Annotated in this window: 14 protein-coding genes; 10 read left to right on the top strand and 4 right to left on the bottom strand. The window is 70.4% G+C overall.

Features of this window, described 5'->3' with window-relative positions; all coding sequences use genetic code 11:
- Positions 1-161: 161 nt before the first annotated feature.
- Positions 162-1,220: a DUF6542 domain-containing protein gene (locus tag BM394_RS17370; protein ID WP_092979709.1), complete on the bottom strand. Its 1,059-nt coding sequence runs from the start codon at positions 1,218-1,220 to the stop codon at positions 162-164.
- A 257-nt stretch (positions 1,221-1,477) separates the two neighbouring features.
- Between BM394_RS17370 and BM394_RS17375 the strand changes: the two genes are divergently transcribed.
- The 5 genes from BM394_RS17375 (at position 1,478) to BM394_RS17395 (ending at position 9,770) form a co-directional block, all read left to right on the top strand.
- On the top strand, positions 1,478-3,049 hold the full coding sequence (locus BM394_RS17375; protein WP_092979711.1) for a sugar ABC transporter ATP-binding protein: 1,572 nt from the start codon (positions 1,478-1,480) through the stop codon (positions 3,047-3,049).
- Positions 3,046-4,194 (top strand): ABC transporter permease, encoded by a 1,149-nt coding sequence (locus tag BM394_RS17380; RefSeq protein WP_092979714.1) that lies wholly within the window; start codon positions 3,046-3,048, stop codon positions 4,192-4,194. Before BM394_RS17375 ends, BM394_RS17380 begins: the two co-directional genes overlap by 4 nt.
- A gap of 30 nt (positions 4,195-4,224) precedes the next feature.
- Positions 4,225-5,235 carry a substrate-binding domain-containing protein gene (locus tag BM394_RS17385; RefSeq protein WP_092979717.1) on the top strand — a complete coding sequence of 337 codons (1,011 nt, stop codon included), beginning with the start codon at positions 4,225-4,227 and terminating at the stop codon, positions 5,233-5,235.
- Positions 5,236-5,476: 241 nt separating this feature from the next.
- Positions 5,477-8,071 carry a glycoside hydrolase family 172 protein gene (locus BM394_RS17390; RefSeq protein WP_092979846.1) on the top strand — a complete coding sequence of 865 codons (2,595 nt, stop codon included), beginning with the start codon at positions 5,477-5,479 and terminating at the stop codon, positions 8,069-8,071.
- 196 nt (positions 8,072-8,267) lie between these two features.
- Positions 8,268-9,770, top strand: a complete 1,503-nt coding sequence (locus BM394_RS17395) for an FGGY-family carbohydrate kinase (protein ID WP_092979848.1) — start codon at positions 8,268-8,270, stop codon at positions 9,768-9,770.
- Positions 9,771-9,848: 78 nt separating this feature from the next.
- Here the strand turns inward: BM394_RS17395 and BM394_RS17400 are convergent, their stop codons facing one another.
- Positions 9,849-10,907, bottom strand: a complete 1,059-nt coding sequence (locus BM394_RS17400) for a DNA recombination protein RmuC (protein ID WP_092979851.1) — start codon at positions 10,905-10,907, stop codon at positions 9,849-9,851.
- 210 nt (positions 10,908-11,117) lie between these two features.
- Here BM394_RS17400 and BM394_RS17405 point away from each other — a divergent pair, with 210 nt between their 5' ends.
- From BM394_RS17405 to BM394_RS17415, 3 genes are all read left to right on the top strand, one after another.
- Positions 11,118-12,296, top strand: coding sequence for an exonuclease SbcCD subunit D (locus BM394_RS17405; protein ID WP_092979719.1), 1,179 nt, complete (start codon positions 11,118-11,120; stop codon positions 12,294-12,296).
- Positions 12,293-15,298: an AAA family ATPase gene (locus BM394_RS17410; protein WP_092979722.1), complete on the top strand. Its 3,006-nt coding sequence runs from the start codon at positions 12,293-12,295 to the stop codon at positions 15,296-15,298. Before BM394_RS17405 ends, BM394_RS17410 begins: the two co-directional genes overlap by 4 nt.
- A gap of 129 nt (positions 15,299-15,427) precedes the next feature.
- A complete protein-coding gene (locus tag BM394_RS17415; RefSeq protein ID WP_092979724.1) occupies positions 15,428-16,774 on the top strand; it encodes a DUF2252 domain-containing protein in 1,347 nt (448 codons plus the stop codon).
- A 619-nt stretch (positions 16,775-17,393) separates the two neighbouring features.
- Here the strand turns inward: BM394_RS17415 and BM394_RS17420 are convergent.
- Positions 17,394-17,891, bottom strand: a complete 498-nt coding sequence (locus BM394_RS17420; protein ID WP_092979726.1) for a methylated-DNA--[protein]-cysteine S-methyltransferase — start codon at positions 17,889-17,891, stop codon at positions 17,394-17,396.
- Positions 17,888-19,426, bottom strand: coding sequence for a DNA-3-methyladenine glycosylase 2 family protein (locus tag BM394_RS17425; protein ID WP_092979728.1), 1,539 nt, complete (start codon positions 19,424-19,426; stop codon positions 17,888-17,890). Before BM394_RS17425 ends, BM394_RS17420 begins: the two co-directional genes overlap by 4 nt.
- Positions 19,427-19,592: 166 nt before the next feature.
- Here BM394_RS17425 and BM394_RS17430 point away from each other — a divergent pair, with 166 nt between their 5' ends.
- Both BM394_RS17430 and ychF read left to right on the top strand, forming a co-directional pair.
- Positions 19,593-19,787, top strand: a complete 195-nt coding sequence (locus tag BM394_RS17430; RefSeq protein WP_092979730.1) for a hypothetical protein — start codon at positions 19,593-19,595, stop codon at positions 19,785-19,787.
- 126 nt (positions 19,788-19,913) lie between these two features.
- Positions 19,914-21,011 (top strand): redox-regulated ATPase YchF, encoded by a 1,098-nt coding sequence (ychF, locus tag BM394_RS17435; protein ID WP_092979732.1) that lies wholly within the window; start codon positions 19,914-19,916, stop codon positions 21,009-21,011.
- Positions 21,012-21,069 lie beyond the last annotated feature (58 nt).

Here is a 21,069-nt window from a genome sequence, read left to right on the forward strand (position 1 = left end):
TTCGGGCTGTGGGCTTTCGGACAGCGGGGCGTCGCGTCCGGTTCGGACGGTCCATCGCCGAGCCGTGTTCCGGTCCGGGAGTGGTTCCGCGACCACTCCCGGCGTGATCGCGAGCGCCCGAGCGGTTCCACCGAGCGAGCGACCCGGCCGGAAGACCTCGATCAGCCCTCGTCCCGTCGGGGACGCCGCGGCCTGCCCGGCGGTTCGGTCCGCCCCCGCCGCTGCGTCGAGCCGCCAGAGGAGCCCCCTTCACGCGGGGTGCGTTTCGCGTTGCCCCTGCCCGGGGGTGCCGGACGCCTGTCCTGGTTCGGCGCGGAGCTCTCGGACGGTTCGCCGCCCCGTTGTCCGCGTCCTGACCGCTGGTCGTCCCGTCCGTTCGGTGGGGTCCCGCCGTCCCGTTCGCGTCTGCCGGAACCACGGGGCGCTTCGCCGTCGGCTCGCTCCGGTGGCCGCTCGGAGCGATTCCTCGGTCCGGAACCGCGTCCGGGGGGAGTTCCGCGTCGGTCCGAGGACTCGGGGGATTCCGAGCGCTGCTCGCGTTGTCCGGAGCGTGGTGACTTCCGCCGGGCCGCTCGGTCGTCCGCGTCCTCGGGAGCCGCGGTCGCCGTACCGGCTCTGCCACGGTTCGACGTGCTGTCGCGGCCCTCGCCGGGACCGCCACGGGAGGCCCGTTCGGACCCGCTGCCCCTGGAACCGCGTCCGTCGCCGTCGCTCCGTTCGCCGCGAGCCGACTCGGCCGTCGTGTCCCCGCCGCGCCGCTTCCACGGCTGTAGTACGAATATCCGCAACAGTCCGCCGAGTATCGCCACCGCCGTCGTCGCCGCCATCGCCGGGAAGCTGTTGATCAACGGTGTGGCCAGCGAGAGCATTACCTGGCGAAGGCCGTCACCCGCGTTGAAACCGATCCCCATGGCCCAGACCACGCTCGGGATGACGATCGCCACGACCAGCGGTGGTTGCACCATCGGGCCGAACAGGCTGCCGCGCTGAACCAGCATGACCGCGAGCAGGGCGCCCACGATGCAGCCCGACGTGAAAACGAAACCGGGGCCCGACCAGATCAACGTGTCGATCACGGCACACAAGGCGGCCAGCACCAGCGGCAGCAGAAACGCCGCCCACCACGGGATGCCGCGGGTGGTTCCGAAAGCCGACCGTTGTGCCAACTGTCCGGAACGACTTTCGGGGCTGTGGATGTTGCGCTCGGATGTCGCGGTCACGCTTGTCACCGTAACGGTCCAGTGCGGTCACAACGACACGTCCACGATCCCGGTGGCTCGTTCCTCGGCGGCGAGCGGCTCTCTCACTCGATGGCGGTAGTCCCGTGACCTGTCCGTTATCGCCACCGAATCGGGTGATAGACGCGGGCGGAGCGCGCGGCCCTCGGTCACATCGTGTGATGCTTGACACAACACACGGGTGAGCGGGCGGGGCGAAGCGACCGGTTATCCGCTCGTGTTCCGCAGGGGGTGACGCAATGGACGCCGCACCACCGCTGGTGGAGCTACGGGCGATCACGAAACGGTTCGGTGGTGTGCTGGCCTGTTCGGGCGTGGACCTGACCGTGCGGGCCGGTGAGGTTCACGCGCTGCTCGGCGAGAACGGTGCGGGCAAGTCCACCCTCATGCGGGTGCTGTCCGGCGATGTCACCGGCCATTCCGGCGAGATCCGCATCGCCGGGAAACCCCGCGTTTTCCGCGGGCCGATCGACGCGCAACGTGCCGGGGTCGCCATGATCCAGCAGGAGCTGGATCTGGTGCCCGCGCTGTCGGTCGCCGAGAACCTCCACCTCGGACGCGAGCCCCGCACCGCACGCGGCACTGTGGACCGTTCCCGGATGAACGTGCGGACCCGTGAACCGCTGCGGCGCATCGGGGTGGATCTCGACCCGCGCAGCCCCGTGGGACGACTCCGCATCGGTGAGCAGCAGCTGGTCACCGTCGCCCGCGCGCTGGCCCGGAACGCCGCGGTGCTGATCATGGACGAGCCGACCTCGGCGCTGTCCGGAATCGAGGTGGACAGGCTGTTCGCGGTGATCGCCGAACTGCGCCGCGACGGCACCGGGATCGTCTACATCTCCCACCGGATGGACGAGATCGGCGAGGTCGCCGACCGCGCCACCGTCCTGCGCGACGGCGGGGTGGCCGCCGAGTTCGACGCGCGCAGCGTCACAGCCGAGCAGGCAGCCGACGCCATGATCGGCGACGACTTCGCCACCGCCTTCACAGCGACTCGGCGGAGCCCGGGCGGGGAACTGCTCGCGCTGTCCCGCTTCGCGGTGCGCACCCGCGGGCGCGACGACGGCAGGAGGAATCCCGCGGGTGTGGACCTGTCGGTGCACCGTGGCGAGATCGTGGGGCTGTGCGGATTGCTCGGTTCGGGACGCACCGAACTCCTCGAAGCGCTCTACGGGCTCGGGCCGAGCGCCGAATGGCGCGGTGAGGTGCGGTTGCACGCTTCCCAGTACCGACCGCGCGGCCCCCGGCAGGCGCTGCGTTCCGGAGTCGCGTTCGTGCCCGAGGACCGCGCGGGCAGTGGTCTGGTCACCGAACACTCCGTGACCGCCAACACGGTGTTGTCCGTGCTGGCCCGGCTCGGCAGGCTCGGGCTGGTCGCCAGGAGTCGGGAGAACTCGACCGCGCGACGGAGCGCTCGACGTCTCGGGATCAAGCTCGGCTCCACATCCGATCCCGTGGGCACGCTCTCCGGCGGCAATCAGCAGAAGGTCGTGTTCGGACGAATGCTGCTGACCGAGCCCGCGCTGCTGCTGTTGGACGATCCCACGAGGGGGGTCGACGTGGCGGCCAAGGTCGAGATCTACCGGTTGCTGGACGAGATCGCCGGACAGGGCATCGGGGTGTTGCTCGCCTCCTCGGAGCTCGCCGAACTTCTCGACGTGTGTTCCCGCGTCGTGGTGCTGCGGGACGGCGGATCCGTCGCCGAGTTCGACAGCTCGCGAACCAGCCGGGCCGAGCTACTGGCGGCCGCGATGGGAAATCGGAGTGACGCGGCGGAGCCGGCGGTGGCTTCCACCGGGGGTGGGAGATGAGCTCGCGCGCCACCGACGACGAGCCCACCGACTCCGCGTCCACCTCCACCGGGGGATCCGCTCCGGACACCACCACCCCGGAGACCGCGGCCGGGACCTCGACGAGCGGGGACCGGTCGTCCGGAGCTCGGCCGAGCGAAACTCGACAAGCGGGGCGGAGCGGTTCGGGTGGCGTCGAGGCGCTGCTGCGGTTCCAGAGCCTGTTCGGCCTCCTGCTCGTCTTCCTGGCCTCGGTGGTGTTCTCGCCGCGCGGCGACGACGGCGAGATCATCTTCCTGACCAGCGAGAACCTGTTCAACCTCGTACGGGCGATCTCCGAGATAGGCATCATCGCGATCGGCCTCACCTTCGTCATCCTCGTCGGCGGCATCGACCTGTCGGTGGGATCGCTGCTCGGGCTGGCGGCGGTGGGCTCGGCCGTATTGCTGACCGAGGACGACTTCGGGGTGCTCGCCGCGGTCTCGGTGGTGCTGCTCGCCGGGCTGGTGTTCGGCCTGCTGCAGGGGATGGCGGTGGCGCTGCCTCGGGTGCAGGCGTTCATCGTCACGCTCGCGGGGCTGCAGATCGCCAGGGGACTGGCGCGCCTGTGGTCCGGTGGACAGACCGTGCCGATCACCTACGGTTCCGGTGCGGGGCAGGCACCGCTGTCGTTCTCGTTGCTGGGGGAGCGGACCTTCGACGGCATCGTGCCCGTCCCGGCGCTGATCTTCGCGGTCCTCGCGGTCCTCGCGGTGGCGTTCCTCCGGGGCAGCGCCTTCTCCCGCCACCTCTACGCCATCGGCGGCAACGAGAAGGCGGCCAGGACCTCGGGAGTCCCGGTCAACCGGGTCAAGATCATCGCGTTCGGGATCTGCGGACTGTGCGCGGCCCTGGCGGGCATCGTGCACGCCGGTCAGCTCAACACCGGCAGCCCCAACGCCGGGATCTCCTACGAGTTGGACGGGATCGCCGCCGTGGTAGTGGGTGGGACGAGCCTGGCGGGCGGTCGCGGATCGATGATGGGCACGATAGCCGGCGCGTTGCTGCTGGGAGTGCTCAACAACATCCTCGCGCTCAACACGGTGGACACCGACCTGCAGTTGGTCATCAAGGGTCTCGTGATCGTGGCTGCCGCCGCCGCGCAGCGGCTGTGGCCCTCCCGGTAGTGGAAATCCGGTAGTGGAAAAGGAGCCCGGATGAGTTCTCGGACGCGATCGATGTTCGCGGCTGTCTGCGCGGTCGCGCTGCTCGGTGCCGGATGCGGGACCACGAGCACGAACGCGGGTGCGGCCGGTGGGGGACCGGATCCGGCGGAGGTCTGCGGTGGGCCGGGCGAGGAGTACACCATCGGCGTCAGCCAGGCCAACGTCGCCGAGCCCTACCGGGTGCGGATGAACGCCGACATCAGGCGTGCCGCCGCCGAGGTCGAGCAGTTCGACGAGGTGCAGTTCCTCGACGCCGCGCAGGACAACTCCAGGCAGGTCAGCCAGATCCGGACCCTGATCACCAAGCGGGTGGACCTGCTGATCGTCAGCCCCAACGAGGCGGCCCCGCTTACCGGGGTGGTCGGCAGGGCCTACAACAGCGGCATCCCGGTGATCCTGCTGGACCGCAAGGTCAACGGCGATTCCTACTCCACGTTCATCGGCGCCGACAACGAGAGGATCGGCCGAAAGGCGGGCGAGTACCTCGCCGAGCACCTGCTGCCCGAGGGCGGCGAAATCGTCGAACTGCGCGGCCTGTCCGGCTCCACGCCCGCGGCCGAACGTGGCAGGGGCTTCCGCGCCGGGATCGAGGGGTCGGGAATCGAGATCATCGCCACCGCGGACGGGCAGTGGTTGCGTGCCGAGGCCCGATCGAAGATGGCGGCGATGCTCAAGGCCCACCCCCGCATCGACGCGGTTTACGGGCACAACGATCCCATGGCCGAGGGCGCCCACCTCGCCGCGCGGACGGCAGGACGGGCCGAAGGGACGAAGTTCGTCGGCATCGACGGGCTCCCCACACCCTCCGGTGGGATCAAGGCGGTGCGGCAGGGGCGGTTGTCGGCGACGTTCGTCTACCCCACCGGGGGTGCGGAGGCGATAACCGCCGCGAAGCGGATACTGATCGACTGCGAGTCGGTCCCCCGGAAGCGGACCCTGCCGACACAGCTGGTCACCCGGGAGAACGCCGCCGAGGTGTATCGCCGGTTGAATTCCCGGTGACGAATCCGGAGGTGACGAATCCGGCGGAGAGCATCGGTGATCCGATGTCGCCGAACATCGCGGAAATGTGAAGATCTCTGGTTTTTCGCTGTGTTTCCCGTAGCGTCGATTCCCCCGAACGAACGATGTGGATTTCGGTGCGGAATCGACCGCGATCGTACGACAATTCTCGGGAAGTGGATCGACCCCGGTGCGGCTTTCCGCAGCGTGGTCGCGGATTCCTATCCGGGAGGCGAACACGATGGCCGTGGGAACAAGCGCGGGAATCCGGTCCGGGCCCGCCGCTCGCGGGCGCGCGGCGCGCGTTCTCGTCGTGTTCGTGCTGGTTCTCGGCACCCTCGGGGCCACCACCGGCGACTCCACCTCGGAACGCGTCCGTGCCGAGGAACCCGGCACACCGGCCGGATCGGGTGACGGCCGCACGGTCGGTTGGGAGACCTACCGCTCGCTGGACGAGCTGGGCGGGCTCCGACACGGTGGCAACAGCAAGCAGTTCTCCAGCTTCGCCAGGAGCGGCAGCAACGACGACGGTTTCAACGGAACCCACTCGTGCCTGCGCACCACCGAGCGCGGCTGCGTCATCGCGGAGCACACCGGGTCGGGGGAGATCACCTCGATCTGGTTCACCCGTGATCCCTGGGGCGATGTCACCGCCACCGGCGACATCCACATCCGACTGGACGGCCGGACCGTGCTGGACGCCCCGCTCGCCGACGTCGTGGCGGGTGAACTGGGGCCACCGTTCGTCTGGCCCCTGGTCGGCGACGCGCGCGACACCTCCGGTGGCGCGGTCGTCAAGGTCCCGATGCCCTACCGGGAGTCCATGCGGATCACCGTGGACGAGAACCCGTACTTCTACCACGTCGACTACCGCTCGTTCGCCGACGCGGACGGCGTCACCACCTTCGACCCGCGTGACCCGGCCCTGGACGTGGTCCGGCGGCTGCGTCGGTTCGGGGTGGCCGATCCCAAACCGGACGCGCCCACGATCGCGGAACGGCGCTCCCGGTTCTCGCTGCGCCCCGGCGAGTCCACCACGCTGAAACCGATCCGCGGACCGGCGATGATCGACGAACTTCGGCTCCGCCTCCCCGGTGTCGTGGCGGCGCCGCGCGTGATCGACGACGGGCGCGCGTTCGGCGCGGGCGGATCCAGCTCCTTCGACGCGCGCATCGCACCCGGCAACGACGGGGTCCGGATAACCCGCCGCTACGACGCCAACGTCGGAGGCCAGGTGGCGCGAGTGCTCGTCGGTGACGAACGCGTCGGCACCTGGAACAGCGGCCCGGCGCGGCAGGGGGAGTGGGGACGCGAGCGGGTCACCGTGCCCGCCCCGCTGACCCGGGGCAGGACCGAGCTGCGCGTCACCAACGAGTTCCGGTCCGCCGAGGTGGACATCAACGAGTTCCGCTACGAAGTGCACAGCAGGGTGGACGGTGACTGGATCCGCACCGACGTCCTCGACGTGGGACCGGCCAATCCCGGTGACGAGGCGGCGCACGACTACCGGATCGACAACCAGGTCTTCCAGCGGCGCAAACTGGTGGCCCACCTGCCGCACGAGCGTGCGCGGGTCGAGAAGTCCGACGCGGTGCTGCGCGACGTGCGGCTGCGGATCACCTTCGACGGACGCACCACCGTCGACGCCCCGATCGGGGAGTTCTTCGGCTCCGGGCTCGGCGAGTACGACGTGCGCAGACTTATGAGCTCCATCGACGCCGGGGAGGGTTGGTACACCTCCTGGTGGCCCATGCCGTTCGCGCGACGAGCCGAGATCGAGCTGGTCAACGAGGGGTCGGTGCCGATCCGCCGTGCGGTGCTCGAAGCGACCGCCGCCCCTTCGGCGGGTGCGGGGCCGGGGACCGGTTCGGGCCACTTCCACGCCACGCACCGCCAGGGCCTCACCGAGCCCGGCAAGGACTGGAAGTTCCTGTCCACCTCGGGCAGCGGCACGTTCTACGGCGTGACGCACACCATGCGCGGCAGGATTCCCCCCGGCATGGCGCGCACTCCCCAGGGGCCGCGTTCCTCGGCCTCCCCACGTGCCAACCAGCGCAACTACCTGGAGGGCGACGAGCGGTTCTACGTGGACGGCTCGGCCAGCCCGGCCTGGTACGGCACCGGAACGGAGGACTTCTACGAGTCGGGCTGGTACTTCCGGGGCGGCACCACCTTCGCCATGCCGCTGGCGGGCAATCCCGCTTACGAGTACTCCGGTGACGGGTGCCGTTACGACTGCACCGGGACGTACCGGCTGCTCGTGTCCGACGCGGTGTCGTTCGACAGCGAAATCGTGGCCGGTATCGAACACGGACCGGCCAACAACGAGCCGGCGCGCTACAGCTCCACCGCCTACTGGTACGGCAACCCGGTCTCCACCATGCGGCGCACCGACCGGATCGACCTGGGCGACCGGTTCAGCAGACTGGCGCACGACTACAACGCCCTCGGCGAGTCGCGTCGGGAGCTCACCGCCACCTTCGAGGGCAGGCGCGATCCGGGCCCGTACCGGTACACGACCACCTCGACCACGGGTGAGATCGGGTTCCGGGTGCGGATCGATCCGGACAACTCCGGAGTGCGGCTCCGCAGACTCGCCGACCAGCGCAGCAGCCATCAGCGGGTTCGTGTGCTGGTCAACGGTCGGGACGCCGGTATCTGGTCGCAGCCGTTGGGCAACAGCGCGCACCGGTGGCTGGAGGACGGTTTCGACATCCCGGCCGAGCTCACCCGAGACCGGAACACGCTGCGAGTGCGGCTGCTGCCCGCGGACGACGCGCCGCCCTGGTCGGCGGTGCGCTACACCGCGTTCTCCTACCGGACGGCGGGAGAATAGCGCCCAACCGCTCGTTGGTGGGACTTCGGCACCGCGGCGCCGAGGGAGCGGCGATTTCGCGAGAAATTGACGCTCCCGGGGCCGCACCGCTCCCCGTCTGGGCGATTTCGTGGGAAATTGACGCCGAACACCGACGGGAGATCCGAACAGCCGAGGGTTCGCCGTGGTTTCGCGACGGCTGCGGGAAGTGGGAGCGATGTCCGAAGAGGTACTGCTGGGAATCGACATCGGCACGTCCAGCTCCAAGGGTGTCCTGACCACCACCAGCGGTAAGATCCTGGCCAGGGCCGAGCGCGCACACGCCACGAGCCGCCCGTCACCGGGGCGGGTCGAGCACGACGCCGAGGCGATCTGGTGGCACGACTTCCGGGAGCTGGTGGCCGAGTTGTTGCCCGCCGCCGAGCGGCGCGGGATCGCCGGGCTCGGGGTCAGCGGTATCGGGCCGACACTGCTGCCCGCGGACGAGGAGGGCAACCCGCTGCGGCCCGCGATCCTGTACGGCGTGGACACCAGGGCCACCGCCGAGATCGCGGAACTGAATGCCGAGCTCGGCCCCGAGGAGATACCGCGGCACAGCGGTTCGGCACTGAGCAGCCAGGCGGTCGGCCCCAAGATCCGCTGGCTGGTCAACAACGAACCCGAGACCTACCGTCGCACCGCGAAACTGCTGATGTGCGGCTCCTACCTGGTGCACCGCCTCACCGGTCGCTACGTGCTCGACCACCACTCGGCCAGCCAGTGCGATCCGATCTACGATCTTCACCGGAAACGCTGGGCCCCCGAGTGGTCCGACGCGGTGGCACCCGGGCTCGAACTGCCCGAACTGGCCTGGCCCACCGAAACGGCGGGCAGGGTCCACGCCCGCGCCGCCGCCGAGACCGGACTACCGGAGGGGCTGCCGGTCACGGTGGGCACCGTGGACGCCTGGGCGGAGGCGTGCAGCGTCGGTGTGCGCGATCCCGGCGACGTGATGCTGATGTACGGCACCACCATGTTCTTCGTGCGGGTCGTGGAACGGCTCCGGGCCCATCCGGTGCTGTGGGGCACTCGCGGTGTTCATCCGGACACCTATACCCAGGCCGCCGGGATGGCCACTTCCGGCGCGGTGACCGACTGGCTGCGCGGTCTGTTCGACGGGGAGTTCTCCGAGCTGGTCACCGCCGCTTCCGAGGTTCCCGCCGGAAGCCGCGGGCTGCTGCTGTTGCCCTACTTCGCCGGTGAGCGCACCCCCGTGTTCGACCCGGACGCGCGGGGCATGCTGTTCGGCCTGACCACCGAGCACGGCCGGGCCGAGCTCTACCGCGGTGCCCTGGAGGGAATCGCCTACGGAGTGCGGCACAACCTCGCCGAGATGCGCGGTTCGGACACCGCGACCGAACGACTCGTGGCGGTGGGCGGTGGCACCACGGGCGGGCTGTGGACCCGCATCGTCTCCGACGTGACCGGCTGCACCCAGCTGATCCCGGCGGAGACGGTGGGTGCCTGCTACGGCGACGCGCTGCTGGCCGGGTTGGCCACCGGCACGGCGGTTGCCCCGGACGAGTGGAATCCGGTGGTCGACCGGGTCGAGCCGGACCCGGCCAACACCGAGCGCTACGACGCCTTCTACCGCCACTACCGCACGCTCTACGAGAGCACCGCCGAGACGGCGCACTTCCTCGCCGAACAGCAGCGGATCGCCACCGCGGATCCGGCCTGATCCCGCCACGGGCGGCGCGGCGGGACCGCCGTGCGGTGTTCCCACAGGACCGAAGCGTTGGACAGCCGCCGCGTCCGGTCATTCCGCCGCGCCGTCGCCCGTCCCGTTCCGGGAAGCCACCCTGTCGGTGCGACCCGCCTCGTCCCCGGAACCGGACGACCCTTCCGAACCGGCCAACTCCGCCGAACCCGACGGTCCATCGGAACCGGCCAGTCCTTCCGAGGTCCGACGCACCTCGGCCACCCCGGTGGCGTCGTTCAGCTCGGCCAGCGGCAGCACCGCCCCCCGGAAGTGCTCCAGCGCGTCGAGCTCCCTGCGGCGTGCCGAGACGAACCGCTGCAGGTGAGTGCCGGACAGGTTGACCGCCTCCACCGCCGAGGCCGCGGCCCGCTGCGCCTCCACCGCCTGGGCGCGGATCCGCTCGATGTCGGCGGCGATGGTGCGTTCGGTCGCCGCGAACAGCGCGGCCGAGGCCAGCACCCCGAACCCGGTGGGTCCACACAGGAACACCCGCTTCTCCAGCAGCCACCCCAGCAGCGTCGGGTCGCTGTCCAGCGCCGAGACCACCGCCGCGTCGGAGGGAACGAACATGATCGCGCCGTAGATCGCGTCGGCCCAACGCTGGTAGTCCCTACCCGCTAGCTCCTTGGCGCGGGCGCGGATGTTGCGGGCGTGCACCCGCAGCGCCTCGTCGCGTTCCGCCGGATCGTCGGTTTCCATCGCCTCGGCCCACGCGGCGAAACTGGCCTTGGCATCCACCGGGACGCGCCGGTCCCCGCCCACGTTGAGCACCAGGTCCGGCCGGGCGGCACCACCACCCGCCAGGTCGGTCTGCTGGGTGAAGTGAACCCCTTCCCGGAGTCCCAGTGCCCGGGTGGTTCGTACCAGGGCCTGTTCACCCAACTCGCCGCGTCCGGTGCTGGAGGCGAAGGTCACCTCGTAGCGCCGCAGCGCCGCCTCGTGCCGCGAGGCGCGCTCCCGCTCCGCCTCCAGCATCCGCAGCGCCTCCTCCGCCCGCCGTGCGGAATCCTCGGCCCTGCGGGCGGAATCGCCGTACAACCGCCAGATCACCAGCAGCGCGGCCGCGAACAGCAGCACCATCACCACCAGCAGACCCCCGAGCATCGCTGACCCCACGAGCACTCCTCTCGTCCGTCGGTCGTCGAACGGATCATCGCCGACGAGGGGGAGCCGCGTCCCGTCCCCGTCCGCGACACGCCCCCACTCGCGGCACACCGCTGTCTCCCGTGACACAGCACTGCCGCCCGCCGCGCATCGCCGCCGCCCGCGCCACACCACTGCCGACGGGGTGATCGAACCGCCGCGGTGTGTCGATAGCGTGCGGCCATGCGCCTGCTGCACACCTCGGACTGGCACATCGGTCGCACGTTCCACGGCCACGACCTGCTCGACGACCAGCGGCGGGTGCTCTCCGAGCTGGCCGAGATCGTCCGTGCCGAGAACGTGGACGTGGTGGTGATCTCCGGGGACCTCTACGACCGCTCGGTGCCTTCCGGCGAGGCGGTGCAGACCTGCGTCGACGTGCTCGAACAGCTCCGCCGGACCGGCGCGCGGCTGGTCGTCACGTCGGGCAACCACGACTCCCCGCAGCGGGTCGGCGCGTTCGCCGGATTCGCGGCAGCCGGCGGGCTGCACCTGCACACCCGCGTAGCCACCCTGCACGAGCCCACCGTGCTCTCCGACGAGCACGGGCCGGTGGCCTTCTACGGCATCCCCTACCTCGAACCCGACCCGGCTCGGCAGGTGCTGCGCACCAGCACGGCACCCGGCGCGGCAGAGGACGTCGAGCGCGGTCACCCCGCTGTGCTGGGTGAGGCGATGAACCGGGTTCGGGGCGAACTGGACAGCCGCGATCCCGGCACCAGGTCCGTGGTGCTGGCACACGCCTTCGTCACCGGTGGCGGCAGCAGTGACTCCGAACGCAACATCGCCGTCGGCGGGGTGGATCAGGTGCCAGCCGACGTGTTCGCCGGGGTCGACTACGTGGCGCTCGGGCATCTGCACGGTTGCCAGCGGATCACCGAGCGGGTGCGGTACTCGGGCAGCCCGATGGCCTACTCGTTCTCCGAGACGCGGCAGCGCAAATCGGTGTGGCTGGTCGAGCTGGACTCCGAGGGACTGTCCGAAACACGCCGGATCGAGCTGCCCGTTCCCCGCGAACTGGCCACGGTGTCCGGAACTCTCGAACAGCTGCTGCACGACCCCGAGTACGAATCCGCCACGGACTGCTACGTTTCGGCCACGGTCACCGACGAGGCCCGGCCGGTCGACGGGATGCGCAGGCTGCAGCAGCGGTTCCCCCACGCCGTGCACATGGAGTGGGAACCGGCGGGCGGCAGGGCCCGTGCCTCGCTGCGCTACTCGGAGGCGGTGCGTGACCGCGACGAGCCGCGGCTGCTGCGGGACTTCGTCGCCAATTGCCGGGGAGCGGAACCGTCCGACTCGGAGGGTGAGTTGTTGGATCGGGCACTGTCCGAAGTGAACACAGCGGAGGTGCGGCGGTGAGACTGCACCACCTGGAGCTGTCGGCCTTCGGTCCGTTCCGGGACCGGCAGCGGATCGACTTCGACGAGCTCGGCGCCGACGGGCTGTTCCTGCTGCACGGTGACACCGGGGCGGGAAAGACCACCGTGCTCGATGCCGTCACCTTCGCGCTGTACGGCCAGGTGCCCGGTGTCCGGCACCAGGCCAAGGCGCTGCGCTGCGACACGGCGCCGCCGGAGACACCCACCCGGGTCTCGCTGGAACTGACCGTGCAGGGCTGTCGGATGCGCGTGGAGCGCAACCCGGAGTACCAACGGCCCAAGAAAAGGGGCGAGGGCACCACCACGGAGAACGCGAAGGCCACGCTGACCTGGCTCGACGAACCTCCCGAGGGTGAGCCTACCGAGGGGGTCACCCGCCCCAACGACGTCGGTCCGACCGTGGAACGACTGCTGGGGATGGACGTCGGGCAGTTCTGCCAGGTCGTGCTGCTGCCGCAGGGCGACTTCGCGCGGTTCCTGCGCGCCGACGCCAAGGAGCGGGCCGACCTGCTGGAGGAACTCTTCGACACCCGGCAGTTCTCCCGCGTCGAGGACTGGTTCGCCGAGCGACGCAACCAGCGCAGGACCGAGCTGCGCACCGCTAGGGAACACAGCGAGAAGCTGCTGGCCCGGTTCTCCCAGGTCGCTGGCGGCGAGCCCGGTGAGGACGAGGACCGTGCCGAATGGTTGGACGAGACCGAACGGAGCTTCGCCCGCCGGTACGAGCACGCCCGTGCCGAGGACGAGCGGCTCCGGCAGCGGCGCGAGCGGGCCGATGAGAAGCTGGTTCAGCAGCGCGAGCTCGCGGACAAGGTGCGACGCGTCCGCGAAGCCCGCGCGGAGCTCGACGAACTCGCGGCCCTGGCGGAGGAATACCGAACCGCCGGTGCCGAGCTGGACGCGGCCCGCCGCGCCGTGCCCGTGGCCAACGCCGCCCGGGAACTGGACAGCAGCACCACTCGACTGCGCGAGGCCGAGCACGAGCTGCACCGGGCCCTGGCCGATTGCCCCGACCACGAATCCGTGGGAGCCGCGCCCGCTGGTAACGGGGCAGCGGGCAACGGAACCGCCGGAAAGGCGAGCGCCGACACCGAGGAACCGCACGCCCGGTCGCTCCGCTACCACCAGGAAGCGGCCGTGCTGGCCGATCGGGAGCAGGAGGCCGAGCAGCAGCGCCACGACCGAGCGCGGATCACCGAACTCGACGAGAACATCGCCGCCGACCTCGGCACCGACGCGGAACTCGCACAGCAGCAGCACCAGCTGCCGGAGGCGCTCGAACAGGCCCGAGCGGCGGCCCACGAAGCCGAACAGGCCCCCGAGCGGCTGGAAACGGTCACCGCCAGGTGTGAGGAACTGAACGCTGCGCTGGAGGCCGCCCGGCGACTCCCCGAGGCCCAGTCGCGACGCGACACGGCACGCGAACGGGCACGGCACGCCGTCGACGAGCACCAGAGCGCGCGCGAACAGCTGCAGGACATCCGGGAACGCAGACTCGCGGGCATGGCGGCCGAACTGGCCACCCGACTCGAAACCGACGCGGCCTGCCCGGTCTGCGGCTCGCGACAACACCCGCACCCGGCCGAGCCGGGCGAGTCGTCCGTCGGCCCCGATGACGAACGGCGGGCACGCGAGACCGAGACCGAGTGCCAGCAGCGCAGGGACAACGCGCGGGGCGAGCTGGAGGAAGCCGAACGGGAACACACCCGGCTCCGCGAACAGCTCGGCGAACGCACCGAACCGCGACTGCGCGAGGAGTTCGAGCGGGCCACCGCCGAACGCGACGACCTGCGCGAACTGGCGGACCAGCGGCAGCACCGAGCCGAACGGCTGGCCGAGCTCAACAACCACACCGAGCGGTTGGCGGCCAGGCGCACCGAACTCGACAAACGGATCAGCGCCGCGCGTTCCGGCCGGGAATCACTCGTCGAGACCGTCGACGAGCGGGAGCAACGGCTGCGCGAGGCACGCGGCGAGTTCGACACGGTCACCGCACGACGGCGACACCTGCTCGAACTCGCCGAACGCCTCGAACGCGCGGTGCGGGCACGCTCCGAACACGACCGGGCGGCGACCCGCGAGAACGAGCAGCGCGAGGCGCTGGCGCGGATCGCCACCGAGAACGGCTTCGACAGCTCCGAGGCGGCGCTGGCGGCACGGCGGGAACAGCCGCGCATCGACGAACTCGCGGACTGGATCACCGAGGTGGACCGCCGCGACGCAGCGGCCAGGGCCACCCTCGGCGAGCTGCCGGACGTCTCCGCCGACACCGAGGTCGACACCGAAGGCGCCGCGGTCGCGGCCGAACAGGCACGGCGGCTGGTCGACGACGCGGCCGGAGTGCTCGGTGACCTCGACCACCGCAGCGCGCAACTCGCCGAGCTCGGCGAGGAACTGCGACAGTCCTGGAAGGAACTGGCGCCCCTGGAGGAGGAGTTCGCCGAACTCAACGCCCTGACCGACGTGGTCAACGGTCGAGGACAGAACGCCCGAAAGATGACACTGCGCTCCTACGTGCTCGCCGCACGGCTGGAGGAGGTCGCCGTGGCCGCCACCGCCAGGTTGCGGCACATGAGCGACGGGCGTTACGCGTTCGTGCACTCCGACGAGCAGGGCGCGCACGGCAAACGGGGCGGGCTGGACCTGCGCGTGATCGACGACTACTCGGGACGCACCCGCTCCACCAAGACGCTGTCCGGCGGTGAGTCGTTCCTCGCCTCGCTGTCGCTGGCTCTGGGACTGGCCGACGTGGTCAGCTCCGAATCCGGTGGCGCGATGCTCGACACGTTGTTCATCGACGAGGGCTTCGGCACCCTGGACGGGGATACACTCGACCTCGTGATGGACGCGCTGGACGAGCTGCGCGCCGGGGGCAGGACGGTCGGCCTGGTGTCGCACGTCGACGAACTGCGGCAGCGTATTCCGGTACGTCTGCGGGTGCGCAAGTCGCGCGGCGGTTCGTCACTGGCGATCGAGTCGTAACCCCCACCGTGTTCATCACCGGCCCCGCCGTGGTCGGGCCGGTGATGAGTTCGGTGTGCCGGTGCGTGAACTCAACCGAGCAGCGTCGATACCGCGGTCCGGCGCGACCGGGCCGGGAAAGGTCGGTTCATGTCCGAGCTGTCCAGCATGCTGGAGACCCACGATCCGGATGCTCGCCGCGAGTACATCGTGAACACCCTGGTGGACACCTTCTCCGAACTGATGGAGAACAAGCCCGCCGCCTTCCGCACCAAGTTCCGCAAGATGGCCGCCTCGCCGTTCGCCTTCTACCGCGGCACGGCCTGCCTGTTCTACTCCGACGTCGCCCGGCTCAAGGACCCGTGGGCCGACGAACGCACCAGCAGGGTCTGGATCCAGGGCGACCTGCACGCCGAGAACTTCGGCACCTACATGGACGGCGAAGGCGTGCTGATCTTCGACGTCAACGACTTCGACGAGGCGTACCTCGGACATTTCACCTGGGACCTGCAGCGGTTCGCCGCCAGCCTCGCGCTGCTCGGGTGGAGCAAGGCGCTGCCGGACGAGGACATCGGCGAGTTCATCCGCCGCGCCACCCGCTCCTACATCGACCAGGTGCGGCAGTTCGTGGCCGGTGACGACGACGCCGCCTTCTCGCTGAACCTCGGCACCACCGACGGGCCGATCCGCGAGGTACTGCAGCAGGCCCGGCTGCGCAGCAGGGGCGGGCTGCTCGACCGCGAGACCGAGACCGAGGGCTACGACCGCAAGTTCCGTAACGGGGTGGGCGTACGCAGGCTCGGCGACGACGAGTACCAGCGCGTCATCGAGGCGTTCCAGCGCTACCTGAGCACGATTCCGCAGGACAAGAAGATGCGCGACATCGCCTACCAGGTCAAGGACGTGGTGGGGCGCAGCGGTTTCGGCATCGGCAGCGCGGGGCTGCCCGCCTACAGCGTGCTAATCGAGGGCGAGAACGAGGCGCTGGAGAACGACCTGATCCTGTCGGTGAAGCAGGGCAACGCGGCCGCGCCCGCGACGGTGGTGCCCGATGAGCGGATCCGGAACTACTTCCTGCACCACGGGCAGCGCACCGCGATGTCGCAGCGGGCACTGCAGGCGCACGCCGACGCGCTGCTGGGCTACACCGAGATCGACGGCACCGGCTACGTGGTCTCCGAGGTCTCGCCCTACGTGTCCGATCTGGACTGGGGCGAACTCACCGAACCGGATGACATCCGGCCGGTGGTGGACTACCTGGGACGCGCCATCGCCAAGATCCACTGCGTCGCGGACTCGGACTCGGACCAGACGCTGGTTCCGTTCCAGACCGAGGACGCCATCTCGAAGGTGCTCGAAGGCAGGGAGGAGGAGTTCGCGGACTGGCTCTGCGACTTCGCGATGAGCTACGCCGACGTGGTGCGCGACGACTACCGGCTGTTCGTGGAGGCGTTCCGCAACGGTGAGATCGGAGGAGTCACCTCCACTCGCACCTGATCTTGATCGTGCTCCACTCGGGTCGCGTAGTCGCTCGCTTGGCGGAACCTCCGGCGGCGCCTCGCTGCGGGTGCCCCGACATCGGGTAGCGACCTACACAACGTCGGGGCCGTCCTCGCGAGGCACTCGCCGGAGAACCCGCGGCGGTGCCGATTGCGAAAGTGGTCGCAAGTGGCCGGGGCCGGTCGTGTACGGGGTCGGCTAGCCGGCACGTGAGGCGGCGCCTTGCTGCGTTGGGCCGCTCTTGAGTAGCGACCTACGCGGCGAGCGGCCCGGCCTTGCAATGCATCCGCCTCACGCACCGGGGACGATCCCGCTGCCGCGCTCATGGTCATTTCCCACGAAATCGTCGGAACGGTGCGGGGGTGTGGCGCCAGGTGCGTCAATTTCCCACGAAACCGCCGGGCGATGGGACGGCGCGGTGCAGAACTCCCACCACATCCGCAGGCCGCACTCCGACCACCCTCGCAGCAGGAGCGGCCGCGGGTTCTCGCGTGCGGCTCTCGCGAGGAAGGCCCGACGTGGCGTAGGTGGCTACTCGATGTCGGGCCTACCGGAGCGAGAGCCGTGCGAGAGGTTCCGCCACAGCACCAGCTACGGAGACCGAGCGGGCACACCATCAACCACCTTCGTGGTCGAGGAGCTGTCGCTTCAGTTCGAGGCCCCAGCGGAATCCGCCCAGCGAGCCGTCGCCGCGCAGCACCCGGTGGCACGGTACGAACAGTGCCGCCGCGTTGTGCGAACAAGCGGCAGCGGCGGCCCGCACCGCTTCGGGGCGCCCGACCAGCGCCGCGTAGTCGCGGTAGCTGACGGACTTGCCGCCAGGGATCTCCCGCAGCACCCGCCAGGCCCGTTCCCGGAACGGGCCGGACCGTTGGGAGACCGGGATGTCGGCCGCCGCGTCCAGCTCGCCCTCGTGATACCGGCGCACGGCGCGGCTCACCTCCCCGAGGTCGGTGGCCTTGCGGATCTCGTGCGGCCGCAGTGATTCCGCTATGAGCGGCAGCAGCTGGTCGACGGCGCCGGTCCAACCGGCGGCGAGCACCGTGCCCTCGCCGTCGACCACCGTGGTGAACGGGCCGAAACGGGTGTCCATCATGGACCATTTGGCTGTCATGTCGGCTCCCTCGTCGTGGATTCGGTGTGGTGTTCGTGGTTCGTCGCGTGTCGGGCGCTCCGGGCGGCCCGCCACAGGTGCACCGCCGCGTAGGAGCGCCACGGGCTCCACTGCCGCGCGCGGTCGAGCAGCGCGGCGCCGTCGGGCAGGCCCAGCAGCGCGGCGCCGCGTTCCAACGCGTGATCGGGGAGCGGGAAGCTGTCCGGCTCGCCCAGCACGCGCGTGCTCACGTGATCGGCGGCGCGTTCCCCGAGCCCCGCCGCACGCAGCTCCTCGCGCAGTTCCACGCCCTCGCGTCCCTCGTCGATCCGCAGCGCACCGCTGGTCAGCGCGGTGGCGAGTCCGCGAATCGCCGACGCGCCGCCGCCGGATCCGGGCAGCACGCGCTCCGCTCCCTCGGCGAGCGCCTCGGCGGTCGGGAACAGCACGACCTCGCTCGTCCCGTCGAGGGCCGGAACTCGCTCGCCGAGCTCGGCGATCAGCTTGGAGAGCTCGGCGCGCCCGTCGCCGGTCGGTCCGGCTCCGTCGACCCCCGATTCGTCGACCCCCGTTTCGGCGAGCAGGGCACGCACCGCGGTTTCCGCGCCGTCCGCGCTGCCGGGCAGCCGCACTCCCGGGATCTTCGCCACCGTTCCGGCCAGCGCGGGATCCGAGCCGAGCACCTCGTCGACGGCCACCGGATCGCAGTCCAGGTCGAACAGCCTGCGCAGCCGTGCCACCGCGCTGCCGAGGTCACGGAGTTCGGTCAACCGCAGGGTGACCGCCAGGTGGTCCGTTCGCGGGGTGAGCTCCGCGACCCCGTGACCATGCGGCAGGCGCAGGGCCCGGCCGTAACCGCTTCCGGTCGTCCACTCCACGCCATCGACGGCAGGACCGAGCCGGAACCCCAGCGTGCCCGGGGCGTCGAACGGCAGCCGCATCGGCAACCGCAGCCGCAACGTGCCCGCCGGGAGCCCCTCGGGGGAGCGGCGCCGGGTCGTCCGCACGCGCAGTTCCGTCGGGTTGGTGGCGAACACCTCCCGAACGGTTTCGTTGAACTGGCGCAGGCTCGTGAAGCCGGCGGCGTAGGCGATGTCGGTGAAGTTCAACTCGGTGGTCGCGATCAGCAGCCGCGCGGTGTGCGCCCGGTGGGCGCGTGCCAGCGCGAGCGGGCCCGCTCCCAGTTCCTCGGTGAGTACCCGGGTCAGCTGCCGGGTGGAGTAGCCGAGCCGCGCGGCGAGCCCCGACACGCCCTCCCGCTCGACGAGCCCGTCGGTGACCAGCCGCATCGCGCGCCCCGCGAGGTCGGCCCGCAGGTTCCACTCCGGCGAGCCCGGCACGGCGTCCGGCAGGCAGCGGCGGCACGCGCGGTAACCGGCCTGCTGCGCGGCCGCCGCCGTGGCGAAGAACTCGACGTTGCCGGACTTCGGGGTGCGCGCGGGACAGGAGGGCCTGCAGTAGATACCGGTGCTGCGCACGCCGGTCACGAAGCATCCGTCGAACCGGATGTCCCGGGACGCCACGGCGCGGTAGGCCTGTTGCGGTGTGACCAGCATGAGTCGAGACTGCCACTGCTCGGCGCGCCCCACTAGCGGAAATCGGACACGGTGGTTCGGGTGTTCCGGGCCTCCCGAGAGGTTCAGGCGTGGGATTCGGCCCTGGCGAGCGCCGGAGGTGGCGCGGTCGGCTGCGCGATCGGAGTCCGGCACCTATCTTCGGGGCATGACTAGGGGACGTGACATCGCTCGCTGGTTCGCCGCCGCACTGGCGGCGCTGGCGCTACTGACGGCGGGTTCCTGCGAGGAGGGCGAGCAGGGCCCCGGTGGCGGGGACCAACAGGAGCAGCAGGACCAGGAGGACGGCGAGCAGGAGGACGGGGAACAGCAGGAGCAGGAGGAGGACGGCGGCGGTTACTGACACTCCGCCGGGTGATCGCCAACAGTCCCGATGCGCCGAGGGGTTTGCCCCGCGCATCCGGCACGGCGGGCGGTCGACTCGCCCACCTGACCGTGATCCGAATCGGGCTCCTAGACTTGGACAGCTGTGACCCTCACTCTCGGAATCGTCGGCCTGCCCAACGTGGGCAAGTCCACGCTGTTCAACGCGCTGACCCGCAACGAAGCGGTCGCGGCCAACTACCCGTTCGCGACCATCGAGCCCAACGTCGGTGTGGTTCCGCTGCCGGACCAGCGGCTGGACAGGCTCGCCGAGATGTTCGACTCGGCGCGCACCGTGCCCGCGACGGTCTCGTTCGTCGACATCGCCGGGATCGTGCAGGGTGCCTCCGAGGGGCAGGGGCTGGGCAACCAGTTCCTCGCCAACATCCGCGAGGCGGACGCGATCTGCCAGGTGATCCGGGTGTTCGACGACTCGAACGTGGTTCACGTCGATGGGCAGGTGAACCCGTCCAGCGACATCGAGACCATCAACACCGAGCTCATCCTCGCGGACCTGCAGACCATCGAGAAGGCGCTGCCTCGCCTGGAGAAGGAAGCGCGCACCAAGAAGGAGCGCAGGCCCGCCGTGGAGGCCGTGCAGGCCGCCAAGGAGGTGCTGGAGGAGGGCAAGACCCTGTTCTCGGCGGGGCGCGGCACCGAGGTTCCCGAGCTCGCCGAGCTGAATCTGCTGACCACCAAGCCGTTCCTCTACGTCTTCAACTGTGACGAGGGCGTGCTCTCCGACGAGGCCAAGCTCAAGGAGCTTCGCGAGCTCGTGGCGCCCGGCGACGCGGTGTTCCTGGACGCCAAGGTCGAGTCGGAGCTGCTGGAGCTGGACGAGGAGTCCGCCCGCGAGCTGCTCTCCTCGGTGGGGCAGGAGGAGCCGGGACTGAACGCGCTGGCCAGGGCCGGGTTCCACACGCTGGGGCTGCAGACCTACCTCACGGCCGGGCCCAAGGAGGCCCGCGCCTGGACGATCCGCAAGGGCGCCACCGCGCCGGAGGCCGCCGGTGCCATCCACACCGACTTCCAGCGCGGCTTCATCAAGGCCGAGATCATCTCCTACGAGGACCTGGTCGAGGCCGGTTCGATGAACGCCGCCCGCTCCGCAGGCAACGTCCGCCTGGAGGGCAAGGAGTACGTGATGCACGACGGCGACGTGGTGGAGTTCCGTAGCGGACTAGCCTCTGGTGGCAAGAAGTAATTATGGGTGCCGCGATCTTCCTTCGCCGTTCCTGACCGGTCCGTCGAATCCGGCTCAT

This window comes from Actinopolyspora lacussalsi subsp. righensis, from assembly GCF_900116555.1.
GTDB lineage: Bacteria > Actinomycetota > Actinomycetes > Mycobacteriales > Pseudonocardiaceae > Actinopolyspora > Actinopolyspora lacussalsi.